Origin of the sequence: Streptomyces iconiensis, from assembly GCF_028657195.3 — a bacterium.
Classification (GTDB): domain Bacteria; phylum Actinomycetota; class Actinomycetes; order Streptomycetales; family Streptomycetaceae; genus Streptomyces; species Streptomyces iconiensis.
The window spans coordinates 14887-35971 of sequence record NZ_JANCPR020000045.1 but is presented as its reverse complement, the minus strand read 5'-3'; the positions used below and the strand labels follow the sequence as shown (position 1 = coordinate 35971).

Below are 21085 nucleotides of genomic sequence, written 5' to 3'. Positions count from 1 at the left end.
TACTGGCAAGCCCTTCAGCGCCCGCGCAACCGCCGTACGAGAATGCTCGCGTCCCCGCGGGACTCCAGGTCGGCCAGGACAACGGCGACGGCCTCGCGCACGATGCGCCCTCTGTCGACGGCGAGTCCGTGCTCACCGCGCAGCACGAGCCGCGCGTGTTCGAGGTCCATCAGTTCCTCGGCCGAGACATAGACCGTGATCTTCTCGTCGTGCCGCTCGCGCCCGCTGGGGCGGCGGTTGGCCGCCCGGGAGCGCCGGGACGAAGAGCCGGACGGCTGCCGCCCCTTGGCGTTGGCGTTGGCATTGGCGTTCCCGCGCCCCGCACCCGCTGCCCCGGCCTGCTGCGAGGCGGGGGACGGGGAAGCCGGGCCCGAAGCGGGGGACGGGGAAGTGCCCCGTTCCTCCTGCCTGGTGGCCGAGCGTGCGTCACGCCCGCCGTGCTCGCCGCCGCCGGAGTGGGTCTCGCCCTCCCCGGCCTCTCCGCCCTCGTACGCCGCCGTGTGCTCCTGCCGGCCTTCGGGGTCGGGCTCGGGCTCGGACGCGGGGGCGGGCACCTTGGCCGGCGCCTCGCCGTTCAGCTGGCCCTTGCCTTGCCCTTGCTGGGGGGCCGACGGCTGCACCGCTGATCCCCCGGTCGTACGGAACAGTTCGTCGGCTGCCGGCAGACTCACGCGGCGTGGCACCGGGCGAGCACCTCCCTGGCGAGCTGGCGATAGGCGGCGGCACCAACGGAGTTGGAGGCGTACGTGGTGATCGGCTCACCCGCGACCGTGGTCTCGGGGAAGCGGACGGTCCGGCCGATGACCGTGTGGTAGACGTTCTCGTCGAACGCCTCCACCACGCGCGCCAGCACCTCTCTGCTGTGCACGGTGCGCGAGTCGTACATCGTGGCCAGGATCCCGTCCAGTTCCAGCTCGGGATTGAGCCGCTCCTGGACCTTCTCGATGGTCTCGGTGAGCAGCGCCACACCGCGCAGCGCGAAGAACTCGCATTCCAGCGGCACGATCACCTTGTGTGCAGCGGTGAGCGCGTTCACGGTGAGCAGTCCCAGCGAGGGCTGGCAGTCGATGACGATGAAGTCGTAGTCGTTCATCAGCGGGCCCAGCGCGCGCTGAAGTGTCGACTCGCGCGCGACCTCGCTGACCAACTGCACCTCTGCTGCGGACAAATCGATATTGCTGGGAAGCAGGTCCATCCCCGCGACCGCCGTCTTCAACAGCACCTCGTCGGGTGCGAGACCCCGCTCCATGAGCAGGTTGTAGACGGTGAGGTCCAGCTCCATCGGGTTCACGCCGAGGCCGACCGAGAGCGCGCCCTGCGGGTCGAAGTCCACGAGCAGCACGCGGCGTCCGTACTCCGCGAGCGCGGCGCCCAGGTTGATGGTCGAGGTCGTCTTGCCGACCCCGCCCTTCTGGTTGCACATCGCGATGATCTTCGCCGGGCCGTGTTCGTTGACCGGTCCAGGGATCGGGAAGTACGGCAGTGGCCGCCCCGTCGGGCCGATGCGCTCGCGGCGCTGGCGCGCGGCGTCGGGCGCGAGGGTGGCGGCGTACTCCGGGTCCGGCTCGTACTCCGCGTCAGGATCGTAGAAGTGTCCCTCCGGCAGTTCGCCGTGCTGCGCGTCGCGCTGGGGATCCTTGTAGTCGGCGAAACGCTCGGCGGACTGACCGTTCGTAGCGTCGCCGGCCGTGGCGTTCACGTGGTGGCCGTCCATGCTCTGGTGGGCTGTCATGCTCGGAGTCGGGTTCTGGTGGGCTGCGAAGGTGCGGACAGCGACGGAGCCGACACCCGCGGGCTCCGAGGGACCTGAGGACCCCTGGCCTCGCACAGGCGCTCCTGGTTGACCACCCCCGGGAGAAAATGTCGACTCATTCACAAGTCGTCCTACCTCCTTGGTGACCAGGAAATTTCTAGACAGGTCAGCGTGACACCATGCCGACGGTTGGCGACTCTATGGCGTGTCGGCGGTCCGCAGCAACACAATCCGCCGGAGACGGCACGATGTGTCGGTAACGGAGCGGCCCTGTGTCAAGGGCCTCAGAGTGCCGCCGGCACCGATTCGTGGGTGGGCAAATCGGTTAGACAGTTACGTTCGCGGCGAGTTGAGAACCGCCCGCACAGAACTGATTACGCCACCGGCCGAACCCTGTTCCCCAAGGTCCGGCCGGTGACGTGATGTTGCCGACGTTGACGCAGCGGCCTGACCGCCGGGGTCTCAACGAAGCGCCGCCTCAGCCCAGAAGCGTGGCGGTGTCCCGTACGGGAAGGCCGTGCGCCTCGCCGACGGGACCGTAAGTGACCTCGCCGTCGTGGGTGTTGAGCCCCTTGGCGAGAGCGGCGTCCCGGCGCAGCGCCTCCCGCCAGCCCCGGTTGGCGACCTCCACGATGTACGGAAGTGTCGCGTTTGTCAGCGCGTGCGTCGAGGTGTTGGGCACCGCACCCGGCATATTGGCGACGCAGTAGAAGACCGAGTCGTGGACCGGGAAGGTGGGCTCGGCGTGGGTGGTGGGACGCGAATCCTCGAAGCAGCCGCCCTGGTCGATCGCGATGTCGACAAGCACACTTCCCGGCTTCATCCGCGACACCAGCTCGTTGCTCACCAGCTTCGGCGCCTTCGCGCCGGGGATCAGCACGGCGCCGACCACCAGGTCGGCGTCGAGGACGGCGCGCTCCAGTTCGTACGCGTTGGAGGCGACGGTCCGCACGCGGTTGCCGAAGATCCTGTCGGCCTCGCGGAGCTTGTTGACGTCCTTGTCGAGCAGGGTGACGTGGAAGCCGAGGCCGACGGCGATCTGTGTCGCGTTCCACCCGGAGACGCCGCCGCCGATGACGACGGCCCGGCCCGCGTTCACACCCGGAACGCCACCGGGCAGCACGCCTCGGCCACCGGCGGAAGCCATCAGGTGGTAGGCGCCGACCTGGGGCGCGATACGGCCCGCGACCTCGGACATCGGCGCGAGCAGCGGCAGGCCGCGGCCCGGCAGCTCGACCGTCTCGTAGGCGATGGCCGTGGTGCCCGAGGCCAGCAGCGCGTCGGTGCACGCGCGGGAGGCGGCGAGGTGGAGGTAGGTGAAGAGCGTCTGGTCCTTGCGGAGCCTGTGGTACTCCTCGGCGACCGGCTCCTTGACCTTCAGCAGCAGATCGGCCGTCGCCCACACCTCGTCGGCCGTTCCGAGAATGGCGGCGCCCGCTTCGGTGTACTCACCGTCCGGGATGGAGGAGCCGGTCCCGGCTCCCCGTTCCACGTACACCTCGTGTCCGTTCCGTACCAGCTCGTGCACCCCTGCCGGGGTGATGGCCACGCGGAATTCGTTGTTCTTGACCTCGCGGGGGATGCCGACCTTCACGTCGATCACGGTCCTTGACTCAGAGTGCAGAAGGCAGAAGAAGGCCGCGTCGCGCATGCGGAAGACACCCGTGATGACCGCGGCTAGACCAGTTTAATGAAGGACGCTGAGCTGTCCAGCCTTACAAAGGGTCGATCTTTTCTGGGATCGCTATATGTTTCGCAGGTCGCAGGGTTCAGGCGCCATCTGCTCCGGCGGCGCCCCCCTCCGCTGTACGCCGGTCCTCCGCTTCCGGTTCTCCCGGTTCCCGCCGCTCCCCGGCATCTCCCGGCGCTTCCGCATCCGGCCGCTCCGCCTCCGTGAGCAGCAGGTTCGCGGCGGCACGGTGGGCACGCTCGGCTCTCAGGTCGCCCACGCGCCGGCAGGCGTCGGCGAGCCGCAGCCGCAGCGCCGCCTCCAGCCGCCTGTCCCCCGCACGCCGCGCGGCCTCCAGCGCCTGCCCGCAGGTACGCAGCGAGTCGTGCGGGCGGTCCGCGTACTCCTGCACCCTGGCGGCCTCAGCCAGCGCGCGGGCGTGTGCCGCGGGTTCGCGCAGCCTGCGGAAGGCGGCGGCAGCGGCCCGCCACGCGCGCAGCGCCTCGTCCCAGTGGCCCGCGTACGTGTGCACGGCGCCGATCCTGCCGTGCAGCCTGGCCACGGCCTCGCGGTCGGCCCGCTCGCCCCTGGTGAGCCGCAGCGCGAGCGCTCTGCCGTACCAGTCGGCGGCGCGCGCCCAGTCGCCCAGCTCCGCGTACGTACCGCCGAGCGACTCCAGCGAACGCCCGGCGGCCAGCGGGTCCTTGCCCGCGCGTGCGGCGTCGAGCGCGGCACGGTAGCGCCCGAGCGCCCCGTCGAGCCGGTCCGTACGGGCGTCGAGGTCACCGAGGTTGAGCAGCGCCGCAGCGCGCTCGCGGTGCAGGGCGCCGCGTTCGGCGACGGCGAGTACGAGTTCGTGCAGCCGGTACAGCTCGGGCGCCGCCTCGTCGGGCTCGCGGTGCGCCTCGAAGGCGCGGCCCAGCGCGGAGACCAACCTGCGGGCGAGCGTGTCGAGTTCGCCGTCGCCGTCCGCGACCGCCATGCGGGTCGCCGCCAGCATCGCCGGCCGCCGCACCTCCAGCCACGCGCGGGCCTCGGCGGGGTGCGCGAAGCGCAGTGAACGGGGCATGCCCGCCATCCTCTTGCGCGCCTCGGAACCCGACGGCTCGCAGACCGCGCGGCACGCCTGGAGCTGCCGTACCGTCCGCTCCAGCATCCGCGCCCTGGCCAGCAGCGCCTGCGCCGGGCGTTCGTGCTTCTCCAACTCGGCGCGCAGCAGCGGGTCGAGGCACCCCGGGACCTCGTAGCACTCGGCGCCCAGCGCGCGCAGCAGGCCCAGCCGTACGAACTCCTCCAGTGCGGAGCGCGCCACCCCGACCGAGCAGCCGGCCAGCGCCGAGGCGGTCTGCGGGTCGGCGAAGCCGGCGGGGGCGAGCGCGAGCAGGCGCAGCATCCGCGCGGGCGTCGGCGCGAGGGAGCCGTGCACGAGGCGGAAGGCGCGGGCGAGGGGGCCGGGGGGCTGTCGCTGGGGGTGGGACTGCTGGGGGTGGGACTGCTGTTCCTGTTCGGCGGCGGCCTCGCGGGGCGGTTCGGGCTGCTCCCCGAGCTGCTTGGTCGCATCGGCGACGGAGAGCTTGGGCCTGGCGCCCAGCCAGCCGCCCATCAGCGCGAGCGCGGCGGGCAGATCGCCGCACGCCTCGGCGAGCGCCTCGGCGCTGCGGGGGTCGACCGTGACACGGGGCGCCGAGCCCACCCGGCGTGCGAGGAGTTCGACGGCGGCGGCGCGGTCGAGGCCGCCCAGCGTGCAGGGGCGCACATCGGGGACTCCGGTCAGCGGCCCCGAGGAGACCGCGACCACGAGGCACTCACGTGACTCGGGCAGCAGGTCGAGCACCTGGTCGGAGTGGGCCACATCGTCCAGCAGCAGCACCAGGGGCGCACTGGCCGTCAGCGCGGAACGTACCGCGTCGCACAGGTCGTCCTCGTCGCAGCCCGCAGGCGGGGTACCGGTGATGCCGAGCGCGGCCAGCAGGTCGCGCGCCGCGCGCTCGGTGGAGACGGGGACTCCGCCGGGGTCGGTCAGCCGGGCCCTGAACACCCCGCCGGGGTAGCGGCCCGCGTGCCGCCGCACGAATTCCTCGGCCAGCGCTGTGCGCCCTGACCCCGGGGCCCCTGCGATCAGCAGGACCCGGCTGTGCGCGGGTGGGTGGCCCGAGAGGGTGTGCAGGCCGGCGCGGCCGATGTCGTCACGCAGGGCGCGGAGTTCGCGGTCGCGCCCGGTGAAGGTGTGGGGGCCTGTGGGGCCCGTGGCCGTTCCTGTGGGCTGCACCGCCTGATCCGTCACGGGCCACGCTCCCGTTCACCTGCGCCTGTGCGTACGAACGCACCGAGCGTAGTTCACAACCGGATCTCAGCCGGGGAGTCAGGTCGCGCCGTGCGGGCTGAAAATCACCACAGCGGCCCAGCCGGGTGAGCCCGCTCGCCGGACGGGCAGCGCGTGCCCGTCCGGCAGGTGAGCGTTACGCCTCGAAGGGGCGCGCGGGCCAGGGTGCGTCGGACGGGCGCAGCGCGCCCGTCCCGCCGCCGCCCATGAGGACAGCGTTGAGCGCGAAGGCGCCCACGACCAGGCAGTTGTTGTGCAGCTCGCCGGCGAGCGCGCCGCGTACCAGCTCCTCCAGGGGGATGCGTGCCAGCTCCATGTCGGCCTCCTCCTCGGAGACCTCGAAGCGGACGCCCTCGGCCTCGGACAGCTCCCGTGCCAGGAAGATCCGTACGGCCTCGTCGCTGCCGCCGGGTGTGGTGTAGACGTCGACGAGAACGCGCCAGTCCTCGGCCTTCACATGAGCCTCTTCGTACAGCTCGCGCTGGGCCGCGTGCAGCGGGTTCTCGCCGGGGATGTCGAGCAACCCCGCGGGGATCTCCCACAGCTTCTCGCGCACCGGGTGGCGGTACTGGCTGAGCACCAGCACCCGGTCCTGGTCGTCGAGGGCCAGGATGGCGACGGAGCCCGGGTGCGTCTGGTAGTCCCTGCGCACCACGGCGCCGTCGGGCATGACGACGTCGTCGGTACGCACACCGGTCTTGTTGCCCTGGAAGGGTGTGGAGGTCGCGGTGACCTCCCACTCCTCAGGAGTGTCAGCGATACGTGTGGCCATCGTTCACTCCCCCTCGGACTGGTTCTGACCCTGGCTCTGGCCCTGGCCCTGCTGGCGCTCGACGGCGGCCTTGACCAGACCGGCGAAGAGCGGGTGCGGGCGGGTCGGGCGGGAGCGCAGCTCGGGGTGTGCCTGGGTGGCGACGAGGTACGGGTGCACCTCGCGCGGGTACTCGACGTACTCGACGAGCTTGTTGTCGGGCGAGGTGCCGGAGAAGACGATCCCGGCCTTCTTCTCCAGCTCGGTGCGGTAGTGGTTGTTGACCTCGTACCTGTGCCTGTGGCGCTCCTGGACGTAGGGCTCGCCGCCGTACGTCTCGCGGACGAGGGAGCCCTCGGCCAGCTTGGCGGGGTACATGCCCAGCCGCATCGTTCCGCCCATGTCGCCCTCGCCTGCGACGATGTCGAGCTGCTCCTCCATGGTGGAGATGACCGGGTGCGCGGTGCCCTGGTCGAACTCGGTGGAGTTGGCGTCCTTGATGCCGGCGAGGTTGCGGGCGCCCTCGATGACGATGCACTGGAGGCCGAGGCAGAGGCCGAGCAGCGGGATCCCGCGCTCCCTGGCGTAGGTGATGGCGCCGACCTTGCCCTCGACACCGCGGTCGCCGAAGCCGCCGGGGATGCAGATGGCGTCGCAGTCGGCGAGCTGGCCCTCGGCGCCCTCGGGGGTGCGGCAGTCGTCCGAGGTGACCCACTTGATCTTCACGCGGGCCCGGTTGGCGAAGCCTCCGGCACGCAGGGCCTCGGTGACCGAGAGATAGGCGTCGGGCAGGTCGATGTACTTGCCGACCAGTGCGACGGTGACCTCGTGGTCCGGCTCGTGCACACGGCGCAGCAGGTCGTCCCACTGGGTCCAGTCCACGTCGCGGAAGGGCAGGTCCAGCTTGCGTACGACGTAGGCGTCCAGGCCCTCGGTGTGCAGGACCTTGGGGATGTCGTAGATCGAGCGCGCGTCCTTGCAGGCCACGACCGCCGCGTCGTCCACGTCGCACATCAGTGAGATCTTGCGCTTGATGGAGATGGGCACATCGCGGTCGGCGCGCAGCACGATGGCGTCCGGCTGGATACCGATGTTGCGCAGCGCGGCGACCGAGTGCTGGGTGGGCTTGGTCTTCAGCTCGCCCGAGGGGCCGATGTAGGGCAGCAGCGAGATGTGGACGACGAAGACGTTGTCCCGGCCGACCTCGTGGCGCACCTGGCGCACGGCCTCCAGGAAGGGCAGCGACTCGATGTCGCCGACGGTGCCGCCGACCTCGGTGATGACCACGTCGACGTCGTCGGTCGCCATCCGCCGGATGCGGTGCTTGATCTCGTTGGTGATGTGCGGGATGACCTGGACGGTGTCGCCCAGGTACTCACCGCGGCGCTCCTTGGCGATGACCTGGGAGTAGACCTGGCCCGTCGTGACGTTGGCCGAGCCGTCGAGGTCGACGTCGAGGAAGCGCTCGTAGTGGCCGATGTCCAGGTCCGTCTCGGCCCCGTCGTCGGTGACGAAGACCTCTCCGTGCTGGAAGGGATTCATCGTGCCGGGGTCGACGTTGAGATAGGGGTCCAGCTTCTGCATGGTCACCCGCAGGCCCCTGGCCTTGAGCAGGGCGCCCAGGCTGGAGGCGGTGAGCCCCTTGCCGAGCGAGGAGGCGACACCCCCGGTGACGAAGAGATGCTTGGTCGTCATGGACGTAGGCGGCATGGCCAAGAGGGGGCTCCCGTGGTCGCTTGGTGGGGTGCGGAGCGGCAACCTGGCTTCGGTGCCAGTGGTGCCGTCGCTGCGGTTCGGGGGGCTTTCGGGTCGAACAGAACGCGTTCGCGTGCCCACCGGTCCACGGGCTACCAGCGTAACAGTGCCTCTGCCGGGCCGCTCCGGACGCTGCTCCCCGGCGGTCAGGGGCACGCAGGAGCGCGCCAGGCGCATCCCAGGGTGACCGGAGCGTCGCAGCAGGTGAACGCGTCGGCAACCTCACCTAATCGGCGCACCCGGACTGCGGCGACCGTCGGGCGTACGCCATCACTGCGTCGTATCCTGCTCGGAAACTTGCCGTGGACAGGCAGAAAAAGCACAGGTCATCCAGCACGTACCTCGTCCATGTCGGGGTACGTCACCGCAGTTCGTTCGACTGGAGATGCACGTGGCTGGGCGCATCGAGGATTACGCACTTATCGGGGACATGCAGACCGCAGCCCTCGTCGGCAGGGAGGGGACGGTCGACTGGCTCTGTTTTCCGCGATTCGACTCCCACGCGGTGTTCGCAGGACTCCTGGGTACCGAGGAACACGGCTTCTGGCGGGTGGGCCCCGCCCACGCAGGCGGGGGTGATCCACCGCCGGCCGACCGTCGCCGCTACCGGGGAGATTCCCTGGTGCTGGAATCCGAGTGGGACACCCCGCGGGGCACCGTGCGAGTCATCGACTTCATGCCGCCCCGCGAGGACCACGCACCGCAGTTGATCCGGATCGTGGAGGGCGTGAGCGGCCGGGTGCGGATGCGCTCCTCGCTGCGGATGCGTTTCTCCTACGGCTGGGTCGTGCCGTGGGTGCACAAGGTGGGCCAGCGCACGGTCGCGGTCGCCGGGCCGGACTCGGTGTGGCTGGACACCGAAGCCGACACGTACGGCCAGGACTTGACCACCTACTCCGACTTCACCGTCGCGCCGGGTGACCAGGTCACGTTCGTGATCAGCTGGCAGGCGTCGCACAAGAGCGAGCCGCCGCTGCCCGAGCCGGCCGAGGCGCTGCGTACGACGGAGGACTTCTGGCGCGAGTGGGTCGAGGAGTGCACGTACCACGGCCCCTACCGCGAGGCCGTCATCCGTTCGCTGATCACGCTCAAGGCGCTGACCTACGCACCGACGGGCGGCATCGTCGCCGCACCCACGACCTCGCTGCCCGAGGCCATCGGCGGCGGCCGGAACTGGGACTACCGCTTCACCTGGCTGCGGGACGCGGCGATCACCCTCTCGTCGCTGCTGCGCACCGGGTACAGGGAGGAGGCACGCGCGTGGCGTGAGTGGCTGCTGCGCGCGGTGGCAGGCGATCCGGAGAACCTCCAGATCATGTACGGCATCGCGGGCGAACGGGAGCTGTCGGAGGCGGAGTTGACGTGGCTTCCGGGCTACGAGAACTCCACACCCGTACGCGTCGGCAACGGCGCGGCGGGTCAGCTCCAGCTCGATGTCTACGGCGAGGTCGTCGAGGCGCTGCATCTCGGCCATATGACGGGCCTGGCGCGCAACGACTACGCACAGCTCCTCCAGATCAAGCTCATCGGCTACCTGGAGAACCACTGGTACGAGAAGGACGAGGGCATCTGGGAAGTACGCGGTCCCCGGCGGCACTTCGTGCACTCCAAGGTGATGGCCTGGGTCGCTGTGGACCGCAGCGTCAAGCTGATCGAGGCGGGTGATGTGGACGGTCCGCTGGAGCGGTGGCGCGATCTGCGCGAGGAGATCCACCGGGAGGTGTGCGAGAAGGGGTACGACAAGGAGCGGAACACCTTCACGCAGTCCTACGGTTCCAAGGAACTGGACGCCTCGCTGCTGCTGATCCCGCAGATGGGTTTCCTGCCGCCCGACGACAAGCGCGTCATCGGCACCATCGAGGCCATCCAGCGGGAGCTGTCCACCGAGGACGGCTTCATCATGCGCTACCCGACCAGCTCCGAGGACGGGGAGGACGGGGAGAGCGCGAACGTCGACGGTCTGGAGGGCGAGGAAGGCGCGTTCCTGGCCTGCTCGTTCTGGATGGCCGACGATCTGGCCATGATCGGCAGGGTGGACGAGGCCAGGAAGCTGTTCGAGAAGCTGCTGGGGCTCCGTAACGACCTGGGGCTGCTCGCTGAGGAGTGGGACTCGGCCAACCAGCGCCAAGTGGGCAACTTCCCACAGGCGTTCAGCCATGTGCCGCTCATCGACACCGCGCTGCGGCTGACGGCCTCGGGCGCCTACGGCGTCTGAGGCGGAACCCGGCGGCCCGTACCTCCCCGTGTGACGGCGGGAGGGTACGGGCCGCTGTCGCGTGAACTCCCCTGTGGCGTACGGCTCGTGGCGTACGGCGCGTGACCGTGCGGTTCAGAGGGTGCGGCTCAGAGGGGCGTGCGGGTCAGAAGGGTGTGAGGGTCAGCGTCATCTCCGAGGCGGCGCCGTCCTCGATGTACGAGGCGAATCCGGCCACGTCGTCGAAGGCGAAGCCGTACGCCTTGCCGTCCTCGGTCGCCTCGTGCATGGCCTTCACGTAGTGGTGCGGGGTGCCGCCCTGGTAGAAGCGCGCGGGGTCCTTCGAGGGCTGCTCGGCCTCGGTGACCAGGGTGGTGCGGTTGAAGCCGGCGCCGAGTACCGCGGCGACGGGGCCCGTGACGCCGTCGTTGGGCGCCGCCAGCGCACCGTCGCAGAAGAGGACGTCCTTCGTGCTGGGCTTGTCGAAGGAAACCTCGCCGGGGCCCGTGAAGGCGAACTTGCCGCCCCTGACCCGGCCCGTGAACGTTCCCGCGTTGGTGGTGACCTTCAGGTCCTTGCCCTCGTACAGGCTCCACACCTCGTCGATGTAGGCGGCGAAGTGGTCCTCGGCGAACTTGCCCGCGCCTATGCCGTGGCCGGGTGCGATGACGCGCTTGTCGTCGATGACCAGGCCGGAGAAGCCCTCGGCAGCGCGTACCTGCTCGAAGACCTTGGCGCGCGCACCCGGTTTGAGGGTGCCGGTCGTCTGGTCCTTGGCGCCCTTGAGGTGGATGGCCAACGGCACGCTGAACATGTCGACCATGGTCGTGTTGCAGTACATGGCGCCCGACTTGTACGTGAACTCGGCGCAGTCGTGGACGACTCCGTAGTTCGGGTCGGACTCCACCCAGGCCGCCGGGTAGGCCAGCGCGGCGCCCTGGCCGCCGTCGACCGCCTTGAACTTGAGCTTCTCACCGCACGCGACGTAGATCCGGCCCGACATCTCCGGCAGCTGGAGCGGGGTCTCGTCGCCGGTGAGCGGGATGGCGTAGTCGGTGTAGCCGTCGGGGCCGTTGTCGGACAGCTCGACGGGCTTCAGCTCGCCCTCGGGTGTGACGCGGCACTGGCGGGTGCCGTCGTTGCCGACGATGTAGACGTGGATGGAGCCGCTGTCGTACTCACCGGTCTTGTTGGCGATCTTCAGGGACAGTCCGGCAGCGCTGGACCGCGCGGAACGGCCGTCCGGACCCGCGTTCGCGTGCGCGGCGAGCAGGCCGGCAGCGGGCGCGGCGACGGCGGTGGCTGCGGCGGTGCGCAGCAGGGTCCTGCGGCTGAGGGGGCTCACGGTGCGGTACCTCCGGTGGTCTGGACCGAGACGTGGTCGACGAACAGCGAGGCGCCGGGCTCGGTGGTGTCTGTGGGGGTGGCCCGGCCTGCGGCGCCGTCCGGGAAGGCCCCGCCCATGGCCAGGTTGAGCAGGATGAAGTGGCCGTGGTCGGTGGCCTGGCGCCAGGTGTCGGCGCCGATGTCGGACTCCTTGACCGAGTGGATCTGCTGGCCGTCCTGGTACCAGCGCAGTTCCTCGGTCCCGCCCGTACGGTCCAGCTCCAGCGCGTACGTGTGGAAGCCGCCCTGGCAGCTTCCGCCGCACTGGGCCTTGGCGCCGATGCCCTGGGTCTCGTTGCAGGGGCCGCCGGGGTTCACGCCGCAGTGGAGCACACCGTGCGCCGCGGCGTCGCCGTTGACGTTCTCCATGATGTCGAACTCGCCCACGCCGGGCCAGTTCTGGTAGTTGCCGCGGTAGTCGGCGCCGAGGGTCCAGAACGCGGGCCAGTAGCCGAGTGCCTGGTCGCCCGAGACCTCGGGCAGCTTCAGGCTCGCCTCGATGCGCAGCTTGCCGCCCTCGGGCGCCGCGAAGTCGGTGCGCTTGGTCTCGATACGGCCTGAGGTCCAGGTGTCACCGTTCTTCAACGCCGTGATCTTCAGGTGGCCTTCGCCGTCCAGGCTGAGGTTGGCCGGGTCCTTGGTGTACTCCTGCACCTCGCCCGTGCCCCAGTTGCCGGGGCCGCCCGGATAGCCATGGCCGGTGTCGATGATCCAGTCGTCCTCCGAGGGCAGGCTGCCGCCCGCGCCGTCGAAGTCCGTACGCCAGACCTCTTCCATGGCACCCGGGCCCTTCTGCCGCTCGGGGGCGCCCTGCGCGCTCTGCGCGAGCGGTACGGCGGTGGCGGCGGCGGCCAGGAAGACCGTGGCTGCCAGGGCGGGGAACCACCGGCTTCTGCCGCGCATCCGCGGCGCATGTCGTGTTCTTCTCATTTCGCGCGCCTCTCGGTGTGGGGGGAATTTGAGAGCGCTCTCACGTCATGGGCATGCACATTGGCGCGAGTTGGCGATAGCGTCAAGTGCCTTCGGAGGAAAAGGAGTTCGACGACGTGCGTAACGAGCGCCCCGCGCGCCCCACCCTTGAGGCCGTCGCCGCACACGCCGGTGTCTCGCGCGCCACCGTCTCCCGAGTGGTCAACGGCGGTACGGGCGTGCGCGACGAGGTGCGCCAGCGGGTGCGGCGCTCCGTGAGCGCACTGGGGTACACACCGAACATCGCGGCACGCAGCCTGGTCACACGCCGCACGGGTGCCGTGGCCGTGGTGATCGCCGAGCCGGAGAGCCGGGTCTTCTCCGACCCGTTCTTCTCACGCCAACTGCGCGGAATAATCCGGGAGTTGGCCGACAACGACACCCAGCTCCTGCTCATGCTCCAGGAGCGGGCACAGGACCACGAACGCATCGGCCGGTATCTCGCGGGCGGACACGTCGACGGGGTACTGATGTTCTCACTGCACGGCGAGGGGCCCCCGCCCGGCGCATGCGCCCTGGAGGCGGGGCTGCCCACGGTGTTCGGCGGCAGACCGGGCTGGCACGGCGCGGACCGGGACCCGCGCCTGCTGTACGTCGACGCGGACAACAGGGGCGGCGCACGGCTCGCGGTGGCCCGGCTGCTGGAGCAGGGGCGCCGCCGGATCGCCGTGCTCACGGGCCCGCTCGACCAGACCTCGGCCCTCGACCGGCTGCACGGCTACCACGACGCGCTGGCGGCGGCCGGCCTGCCGCCCGATCCCGCACTGAGCGCCGACGGCGGCTTCACGGCCGAGGGCGGCGAGCATGCCATGGCGGCGCTGCTCGCACGGGAGCCCGGCCTGGACGCGGTGTTCGCCGGGTCCGACCTGATGGCGGTGGGAGCCCTGCGCACGCTGCGCGCCGCGGGCCGCAGGGTTCCGCAGGACGTGGCGGTGATCGGCTTCGACGACCTGGAGGCCGCCTCCTGGGCCGATCCCCCGCTGACGACGGTCCGTCAGGACGTCGAGGGCATGGGCAGGTTGATGGCCGGACTGCTGCTGCGCCGGATCGCGGGCGAGGACGGCTACGACGGTGACGGTGGCGGTGACGGCCGTGACGGTGACGGTGGTGGCGGTGGCCGCGAGGGCGAGGACGGCGCGGGTGGCGGCCGGACGGGGTGCGCCGCACCGGTCGCGCCGGTGATCACCGAGGCACAGCTGGTGGTACGGGCCTCCGGCTGAGGGACAGGACCGCCGCGACACCGCACCGGCCTATCGCCGCGACACCGCGGAGCCGCACCGTCGCGGCTTCGCACCAGCGCGTTTCCGCACCGCCGCGGCTCCGCATCGCTCAGCCCGGCGCCGGGCGCGTCAACTCGTCGTAGACGCTGAGGACTTGGGCCACGGTGTCGTCCTCGGTCGGCCAGGTCTCCGCCCGCGTGCGGCCCGCGTCGGCGAACGCGTCGCGCCGTACGGGGTCGGCCAGCAGCGCGAGGACGGCGGAAGCGAGCGAGTCGGGATCGCCGTACGGGATCAACACGGCCGCTTCGCCCACCAGTTCGGGGATACCACCAACCTCCGTCGCGACGAGCGGTACACCGGCGCGCAGCGCCTCCTGCGCGAGCAGCGACCTGCCCTCCCAGGAAGCGGACACCACCGCCAGATCGGCTCCCGCCAGCAGCCGCAGCGCGTCCTCGCGGCGCCCCAGCAGCCGGACGGGCAGCGCCTCCGCTTCGATACGGGCCTGGAGCGCGGCCCGTTCAGGGCCCTCGCCCGCGATGACGAGCAGCGGCGGCGGCTCCAGGCCGCGCCAGGCGCGGGAAGCGGTCAGCACCGTGTCGTACCCGTGCCGGCGGTCGAGCCGCCCGACGGCGACCAGCAGGGGACGGCCCACCGCACCGAGGTCGGCGCGGATCTTGTGCCGCAGCGCCTCCGCCCGCCCGGCATCGGCGTGCCCGTGCGCCGCGCCCGTACCGTCCGTACTGCCCCTGGCGTCCGTACTGCCCGTAACGCCCGTAGCGTCCGTAACGCCCGCCCCACCGGCGGAAGAAGGGCCGGACGGGCCGGGCACACCGGGGGCTGCGGGGCCACGGGTCCTGGCCCGCCCTTCGCCTCCCGCGCCGGGGTCACCGTCCCGGCCGTGGGAAGCCTGTGCGTGCGGGGGCCGGTCCGGGTTCGAGGGCTGGTCCCGGTTCGGGAGCTGCTCCGGGTCCGGGAGCTGGTCCGGGTGCGGAGGCCGGCCCGGGTGAGCGGGGGCGGAGGCGGCAGGGGCGGTGCGGCGTGGTCCAGGGAGGGCGACGGGGGCGAGCCGTGCGTCCCGGGCGCCGCAGTCGCGCGCCGCGTCCACGAGGTCGGCCGTGACGCCGAGAACGACGGTGGCCGCGCGGGCGACCCGCCTCTTGAGCAGCCGCGTGACCAGTCCCCGCGCCCCGTGCGCACGGCCGGGCTCCCCCGTACCCGGCAGCGGCAGGGTGTGCCAGGTGACGACGAGGGGCACCTCGCGGCGCAGCCTGCCGAGGGCGAGCGCGGCGGCGAGCCCGGCGCGCAGCCCGTGCGCGTGCACGAGGTCGGCGTCGGCGCAGACGGCACGCAGGGAGGCGACGGCCTCGGGTTCGGTATGGCCGCGGGTGGCGGCGAAGCGCGCCCCGATCCCCGTGAACTCCTGGTCGAGGCCCGACTCCTGTGCGGCGCACACCGTGACCCGTACCCCCCGCGCGACCAGGCCCTCGGCGAGGGAGCGCACATGCGCCGCCGTGACCGCCGAGGGAGCGCCGCCGAAAGCGGATGAGGCACCACCGAGCACCTGGACGGCGTGCAGCGGGGCCCTGCCGACGGGCGGCTGATACGGGGAGGCGGTACGGCTCACGGCAGGTCGGGCTCCCGGCTCGCAGGGGGGAGGTGCAGGGGATGGCTGGCGAAGTCTGCCCCAGGATGCCAGGTGGGGTCGCGCCTTCGCACCGCAGTACGGCCGCTCGGGCGGCCGGCCACGGGACGGGCCACGCCCTATCACTCACTCGGGCGACCATGGGTGCACACGTGCGGCTCAGCACTCCGTGTGCGAGCCGGCCGCCGCGCGTGCGAGCCGGCCCGCCGCGTGTGCGAGTCCGGGGTGTGGAGTCCGGTCCGAGGGCTCAACTCCCGGCGGGTATGGAGTCCGGTCCGAGGGCTCAACTCCCGGCGGGACGTGGGGTCCGGTCCTGGGTCCTGGGGCTCAACTCCCGGCGCGCGCCGCTTCCAGCAGTTCCTCGGCGTGTGCCCGTGCGAGGCGCGAGTCCTCCTGGCCCGCCAGCATCCGGGACAGCTCACGCACCCGGTCCTCGCCCTCCATGGCCTGCACACCGCTGCGGGTGACCGAGCCGTCGTCCGTCTTCTCCACCACCAGGTGCCGGTCGGCGAACGCGGCGACCTGCGGAAGGTGGGTGACGACAACGACCTGCGCCGTCCTGGCCAGACGTGCCAGGCGGCGGCCGACCTCGACGGCCGCCTTGCCGCCCACACCGGCGTCGACCTCGTCGAAGAGGTAGGTGGGTACGGGGTCGGAGCCGGCGAAGACGACCTCCACGGCGAGCATCACCCGCGAAAGCTCGCCTCCCGAGGCGCCCTTGGCGATGGGCCTGGCCTGCGCTCCGGGGTGCGGGGTCAGCAGCAGTTCGACCTCGTCGGTTCCGTGCGGCCCGAACGCGAGGGTGCGGCCGTCGATGTCGAGCCCCTCCCCCTCTCCGGTGGTCTCGGTGTACTTGAGGTCGAAGGAGACACGGGCGTGCGGCATGGCCAGCTCGGCCAGTTCCTCGGTGACCGCGTCGGCGAACCGTTTGGAGGCGTCGGCGCGTGCCTCGGTCAGCGTCCGCGCGTGCCCCGCCAGTTCCGTACGCAGGCCGTCGCGCTCCTCGGTCAGCTCGCCGATCCGTTCGTCGTCGCCCTCCAGCTCGGCCAGCCTGTCGGCGCTCTGTTCGGCCCACGCGAGCACGGCCGCGATGTCGGGCCCGTACTTGCGGGTGAGCTGGCCGAGGTCCGAGCGGCGCTCTTCGACGGCGGCGAGGCGCAGCGGGTCGGCGTCCAGATTGTCGGCGTATCCGGCGAGTTCGCCCGCGACGTCCGCGAGCAGGATGTGCACCTCTCCGAGGCGTTCGGCGAGCGCGGCGAGTGCCGGGTCGTGGGTGCGTACGGCGTCCAGGGTGCGCTGGGCCCCCGCGACGAGGGTGGCGGCATCGAAGCGCTCGGGGTCGGCGGGGTCGCCCGCGAGGGCTCCGTGTGCGGTGGTGGCGGCGGAGGCCAGGGCCTCGGCGTGGCCCAGCCGCTCGGCCTCGGCTGCCAGTTCGGTGTCCTCGCCGGGCTGCGGCTCCGCCGCCTCGACCTCCTGGATGCCGTAGCGCAGCAGGTCGGCCTCCTGCGCGCGCTCGCGGGCACGGGTGGTCAGCTCGTCGAGTTCGGCCGCGACGGTGCGCAGCCGGCGGTAGGCGGCGGTGTAGGCGGCGAGGGGCACGGCGACGGCGTCACCCGCGTACCGGTCGAGCGCCTCGCGCTGGCGTGCGGGGCGCAGCAGGCCCTGCTGATCGGTCTGCCCGTGCACCGCCACCAGGTCGTCGCTCAGCTCGGACAGCAGCCCCACGGGAACGGAGCGGCCCCCCACGTGGGCGCGTGAGCGGCCCTCCGCCGAAATGGTGCGGCTGATGAGCAGCGCGCCCTCGTCCAGTTCGGCTCCCGCCTCCTCGGCACGGCGCGCAGCCGGTGACCCCGGCTGTACGGCGATCCTGCCCTCCACGACGGCGGACTTGGCTCCTACCCGCACGAGCGCCGCTTCGGCCCTTCCTCCCAGCAGCAGCCCGAGGCTTGTGACGACCATGGTCTTGCCCGCGCCGGTCTCGCCGGTCACCGCGGTGAAGCCGGGGGACAGCTCCACGACGGCGTCGTCGATCACGCCCAGGGCTCTGATCCGCATCTCCTCCAACACGGATACGACCATACGAGGTTCCGCGGGGTCCCCCCACCCCAGGGCGTGCGGCGCCCCTCGTGCGGGGGGAATACACAGCGGACATACAGCCCGTGTACGCCGTTACCGGGGTGCCCCGCGCCAGCCGGAGACGGGGAGGGCGAACTTCGCGACGAGCCGGTCGGTGAAGGAGGCGTGGTGCAGCCGTGCGAGCCGTACCGGTACGGCGCCGCGCCTGACCTCCACCCGCGCGCCGGCCGGGAGTTCGACGCTGCGCCGCCCGTCGGCCCACAGCACGCCGTGCGGCGTCTGCGGCTGCACCTCGACAGCGAGCACCGAGTCTGGCGCCGTGACCAGGGGCTTGGCGAACAGCGCGTGTGCGCTGATGGGCACCATCAGCAGCGCCTCCACCTCGGGCCACACCACGGGCCCTCCGGCGGAGAAGGCGTAGGCGGTCGAGCCCGTGGGGGTCGCGCAGACGACGCCGTCGCCGCCGAAGCTGGAGACGGGGCGGCCGTCGATCTCGGTGACGACCTCCAGCATGCGCTCGCGTGCCGCCTTCTCGACGGACACCTCGTTGAGCGCCCAGTCGGCGTGCACGATGTGGCCGTCGTTGCGTACGAGGACGTCGAGGGTCATGCGCTCCTCGACCTCGTAGGAACGGGAGGCGACCCGCTCGACGACCTGGTCGAGGTCGTCGCGTTCGGCCTCGGCGAGGAATCCGACGCGACCGAGGTTGACGCCGAGCATGGGCACGCCCGAGGCCCGCGCGAACTCGGCGCCGCGCAGCAGGGTTCCGTCCCCGCCGAGCACGACGAGCAGTTCACACCCTTCTGCGGCGTCCGGTTTGGCTGCCACGGTCTCCACGAGCCCTGGCAGCGGCAGGTCGGCCGCCTCCTCGGTGAGCACGCGTACGCGGATTCCGCAGCGCAGCAGCCCCCGGACGACCAGCTCCGCGCTCCGGACGGCCGCCGGCCTGCCCGTGTGCGCGAGCAGGAAGACCGTACGCTCCTCCATGCCGTCCATGTCCCCCGCCGCTGTCTCTTGTGTCAACTGGGTCACTTGGGTCACTTGGGCCCCTCCGCCACCGCTCGCTCGACATCGGCCGGGTCGAGGTCGGGCGCCCCGGCGCGCAGCCACAGAAAGTACTCGACGTTCCCCGAGGGCCCAGGAAGCGGGCTCGCCGTGACGCCCAGCACCCCCAGGGCCAGCCCGGCGGCGTGCCCCGCGACCGTGCGTACGGCCTCGGCGCGCAGTTCCGGACTGCGGACCACACCGCCGCTGCCGAGGCGCTCCTTGCCCACCTCGAACTGCGGTTTCACCATCAGCACCAGGTCGGCGTCCGGCGCGGCGCAGCGCGCGAGTGCGGGCAGCACCAGGCCGAGCGGGATGAAGGAGAGGTCACCGACGACGAGGCCGACGGGCTCCCCTCCGATCGCCTCCAGCGTCAGCTCCCGTACGTTCGTACGGTCCTTGACGGTGACGCGCGCATCGCTCTGCAGGGACCAGGCCAGCTGCCCGTAGCCCACGTCGACGGCCACGACATGAGCGGCGCCCGCACGCAGCAGCACATCCGTGAACCCGCCCGTCGAGGCCCCCGCGTCCAGCGCCCGCCGGCCCTCCACGCGCAGCCCACCCGGGCCGAAAGCGGCCAGTGCCCCGGCGAGCTTGTGCCCGCCGCGTGAGACGTAGTCCGGGTCGCCTTTGTCCTCCTTGACGACCAGGGCCGCGCTGGTCTCCACCTGGGTCGCCGCCTTGGTCGCGGTGTTGCCGCCGACGGTCACGCGCCCCGCGGCGATCAGCTGGCTCGCGTGTTCGCGCGACCGTGCGAGGTTGCGGCGCACCAGCTCCGCGTCGAGTCGGGGTCGTGCGGCCACGTGTCAGCTCCGGGGTGTGTGCGGGCGGTCCAGTGCGGCGAGCGTCTCGCGCAGGCCGCGGTGGACATCTTCGTACACCTCCAGATGACCCGATACGGCGAGGTGGTCGGCGTCTTCCAGGCGGTGCAGCCGCGCGTCGACGGGGCCGTGCCCCGTGGGCCTTACCCCGACGCCGAGCGGTACGGGACCCTCCTCGGGCTCCTGCCCGCTCTGCCGCTCCTGCTCTCCGTCGGGGTGCGCCTGTGCCTGGTCGGGGTGGGCCTGCTCGGGGTGGGCCTGCTCGTCGCCGGGCCGCGCCTGGCCGGGCCGCGCCTGGCCGGGCCGCGCCTGGCCGGGCCGCTCCCGTGCCCCGGCGGTACCGGGCTCGTGGGTGTCCTGTTCGGGGCCGTGTCCGGCCTGTTCGGGCCCTGGCCCCTGCGCGAACTCGCTCATGCCCCGACGCTACCGCGAGCCGCCGGGGTTCAGCGCCTGGCGGCGGGCACGACCAGCGGCGTTCCGGATTCGGGGTCGTCGATGACGCGGCACGGCATGCCGAAGACGTCCTTGACCAGTTCCGCCGTGACCACCTCGCCCGGCGGGCCCTGCGCGACGATCCGGCCCTCGCACATCGCGATCAGGTGGGTGGCATAGCGCGCCGCGTGGTTGAGGTCGTGCAGGACGGCGACGAGGGTGCGGCCCTCCTCCTCGTGGAGCCGGGCGCACAGATCGAGGATCTCGATCTGATGGGCGATGTCCAGGTATGTGGTGGGTTCGTCCAGCAGAAGCAGCTGGGTCTGCTGCGCGAGGGCCATGGCGATCCACACCCGCTGGCGCTGGCCGCCGGAGAGTTCGTCGACGAACCTGTCGGCCAACTCGCTGATGGCGGTCGCCTCCATGGACTCGTTCACGACCCGCTCGTCCTCGCGCGACCACTGCCGCAGCAGGCCCTGGTGCGGGTAGCGGCCACGGGCGACGAGGTCGGAGACGGTGATCCCGTCCGGCGCTATGGAGGACTGCGGCAGCAGCCCGAGGGTGCGGGCGAGCGCCTTGGCGTGCATGCGCGCGATGTCGGAACCGTCCAGCATGACGCTGCCCTTGGCGGGCTTGAGCATGCGGGAGAGGGCACGCAGCAGCGTGGACTTGCCGCAGGCGTTGGGGCCGACGACGACGGTGAAGGACTGGTCGGGAATCGCCACGTCCAGCTCTTCGGCGATGGTGCGCTGGTCGTAGGCGAGGGTGAGGTCACGCCCTGTCAGCCTGGCCCCGGCAGCGGCGCCCGTGGCCGCGTCCGCCGTTCCGCCGGTGCCCGTGGCCTTGCCTGTGGCGGCGCCCGTCGCGCTGTCCCGCTTCGCTGTCCGGATGTCGGTCTTCATCCTGTGGTCCGCCTCCGTGTTGGCACCGGCACTCGTATCCGTTCGGGCTTCCGTGTCCGCTGCGGCCTTCGTACGCGTTACGGCCGCCGCCCCGCAGCTCGTCTCCGCCACGACCTTCGCATCCGCCCCGGCCGTGGCGGCCGTTCCC

At 71.8% G+C, this 21085-nt stretch carries 16 protein-coding genes; 2 read left to right on the top strand and 14 right to left on the bottom strand.

The genetic code is table 11. The annotated features are described in order from the left end of the window. Positions 1-14 precede the first annotated feature (14 nt). From NMN56_RS33310 to pyrG, 6 genes are all read right to left on the bottom strand, one after another. Positions 15-671 (bottom strand): hypothetical protein, encoded by a 657-nt coding sequence (locus NMN56_RS33310; RefSeq protein WP_274046223.1) that lies wholly within the window; start codon positions 669-671, stop codon positions 15-17. Then, positions 668-1732: a ParA family protein gene (locus NMN56_RS33305; RefSeq protein ID WP_274046222.1), complete on the bottom strand. Its 1065-nt coding sequence runs from the start codon at positions 1730-1732 to the stop codon at positions 668-670. Before NMN56_RS33305 ends, NMN56_RS33310 begins: the two co-directional genes overlap by 4 nt. Before the next feature lie 499 nt (positions 1733-2231). Next, positions 2232-3347, bottom strand: a complete 1116-nt coding sequence (gene ald, locus NMN56_RS33300) for an alanine dehydrogenase (RefSeq protein WP_274046296.1) — start codon at positions 3345-3347, stop codon at positions 2232-2234. A gap of 175 nt (positions 3348-3522) precedes the next feature. Next, positions 3523-5706 carry a tetratricopeptide repeat protein gene (locus NMN56_RS33295; protein ID WP_274046221.1) on the bottom strand — a complete coding sequence of 728 codons (2184 nt, stop codon included), beginning with the start codon at positions 5704-5706 and terminating at the stop codon, positions 3523-3525. A gap of 175 nt (positions 5707-5881) precedes the next feature. Next, positions 5882-6517, bottom strand: a complete 636-nt coding sequence (locus tag NMN56_RS33290) for an NUDIX domain-containing protein (protein ID WP_274046220.1) — start codon at positions 6515-6517, stop codon at positions 5882-5884. Positions 6518-6520: 3 nt separating this feature from the next. Beyond that, the gene (pyrG, locus tag NMN56_RS33285) at positions 6521-8206 is read right to left on the bottom strand and encodes a CTP synthase (protein WP_274046219.1); all 1686 of its coding nucleotides are present in this window, start codon (positions 8204-8206) and stop codon (positions 6521-6523) included. Between the two features lie 430 nt (positions 8207-8636). On the opposite strand from pyrG, the gene NMN56_RS33280 reads away from it, so the two are divergent. Next, entirely contained in the window at positions 8637-10466 is a 1830-nt protein-coding gene (locus tag NMN56_RS33280) for a glycoside hydrolase family 15 protein (RefSeq protein WP_274046218.1), read from the top strand. 145 nt (positions 10467-10611) lie between these two features. On the opposite strand, the gene NMN56_RS33275 is transcribed toward NMN56_RS33280, so the two are convergent. Continuing rightward, the gene (locus tag NMN56_RS33275; protein ID WP_274046217.1) at positions 10612-11790 is read right to left on the bottom strand and encodes a beta-1,3-glucanase family protein; all 1179 of its coding nucleotides are present in this window, start codon (positions 11788-11790) and stop codon (positions 10612-10614) included. After that, positions 11787-12734 (bottom strand): glycoside hydrolase family 16 protein, encoded by a 948-nt coding sequence (locus NMN56_RS33270; protein ID WP_274046216.1) that lies wholly within the window; start codon positions 12732-12734, stop codon positions 11787-11789. The genes NMN56_RS33275 and NMN56_RS33270 overlap by 4 nt, the downstream gene beginning before the upstream one ends. Before the next feature lie 143 nt (positions 12735-12877). Here NMN56_RS33270 and NMN56_RS33265 point away from each other — a divergent pair, with 143 nt between their 5' ends. Beyond that, a complete protein-coding gene (locus NMN56_RS33265; protein WP_274046215.1) occupies positions 12878-14020 on the top strand; it encodes a LacI family DNA-binding transcriptional regulator in 1143 nt (380 codons plus the stop codon). A gap of 109 nt (positions 14021-14129) precedes the next feature. On the opposite strand, the gene NMN56_RS33260 is transcribed toward NMN56_RS33265, so the two are convergent. The 6 genes from NMN56_RS33260 to NMN56_RS33235 form a co-directional block, all read right to left on the bottom strand. Continuing rightward, on the bottom strand, positions 14130-15644 hold the full coding sequence (locus NMN56_RS33260; RefSeq protein ID WP_274046214.1) for a glycosyltransferase family 1 protein: 1515 nt from the start codon (positions 15642-15644) through the stop codon (positions 14130-14132). A gap of 345 nt (positions 15645-15989) precedes the next feature. Beyond that, the gene (gene recN / locus NMN56_RS33255) at positions 15990-17741 is read right to left on the bottom strand and encodes a DNA repair protein RecN (protein WP_274046213.1); all 1752 of its coding nucleotides are present in this window, start codon (positions 17739-17741) and stop codon (positions 15990-15992) included. Between the two features lie 90 nt (positions 17742-17831). Continuing rightward, positions 17832-18734, bottom strand: a complete 903-nt coding sequence (locus NMN56_RS33250; protein WP_274046295.1) for an NAD kinase — start codon at positions 18732-18734, stop codon at positions 17832-17834. Between the two features lie 41 nt (positions 18735-18775). Beyond that, positions 18776-19585: a TlyA family RNA methyltransferase gene (locus NMN56_RS33245; protein ID WP_274046212.1), complete on the bottom strand. Its 810-nt coding sequence runs from the start codon at positions 19583-19585 to the stop codon at positions 18776-18778. A gap of 3 nt (positions 19586-19588) precedes the next feature. Further along, the gene (locus NMN56_RS33240) at positions 19589-20017 is read right to left on the bottom strand and encodes a hypothetical protein (RefSeq protein ID WP_274046211.1); all 429 of its coding nucleotides are present in this window, start codon (positions 20015-20017) and stop codon (positions 19589-19591) included. Between the two features lie 29 nt (positions 20018-20046). Next, a complete protein-coding gene (locus NMN56_RS33235; RefSeq protein ID WP_274046210.1) occupies positions 20047-20937 on the bottom strand; it encodes an ABC transporter ATP-binding protein in 891 nt (296 codons plus the stop codon). Between the last annotated feature and the right edge of the window lie 148 nt (positions 20938-21085).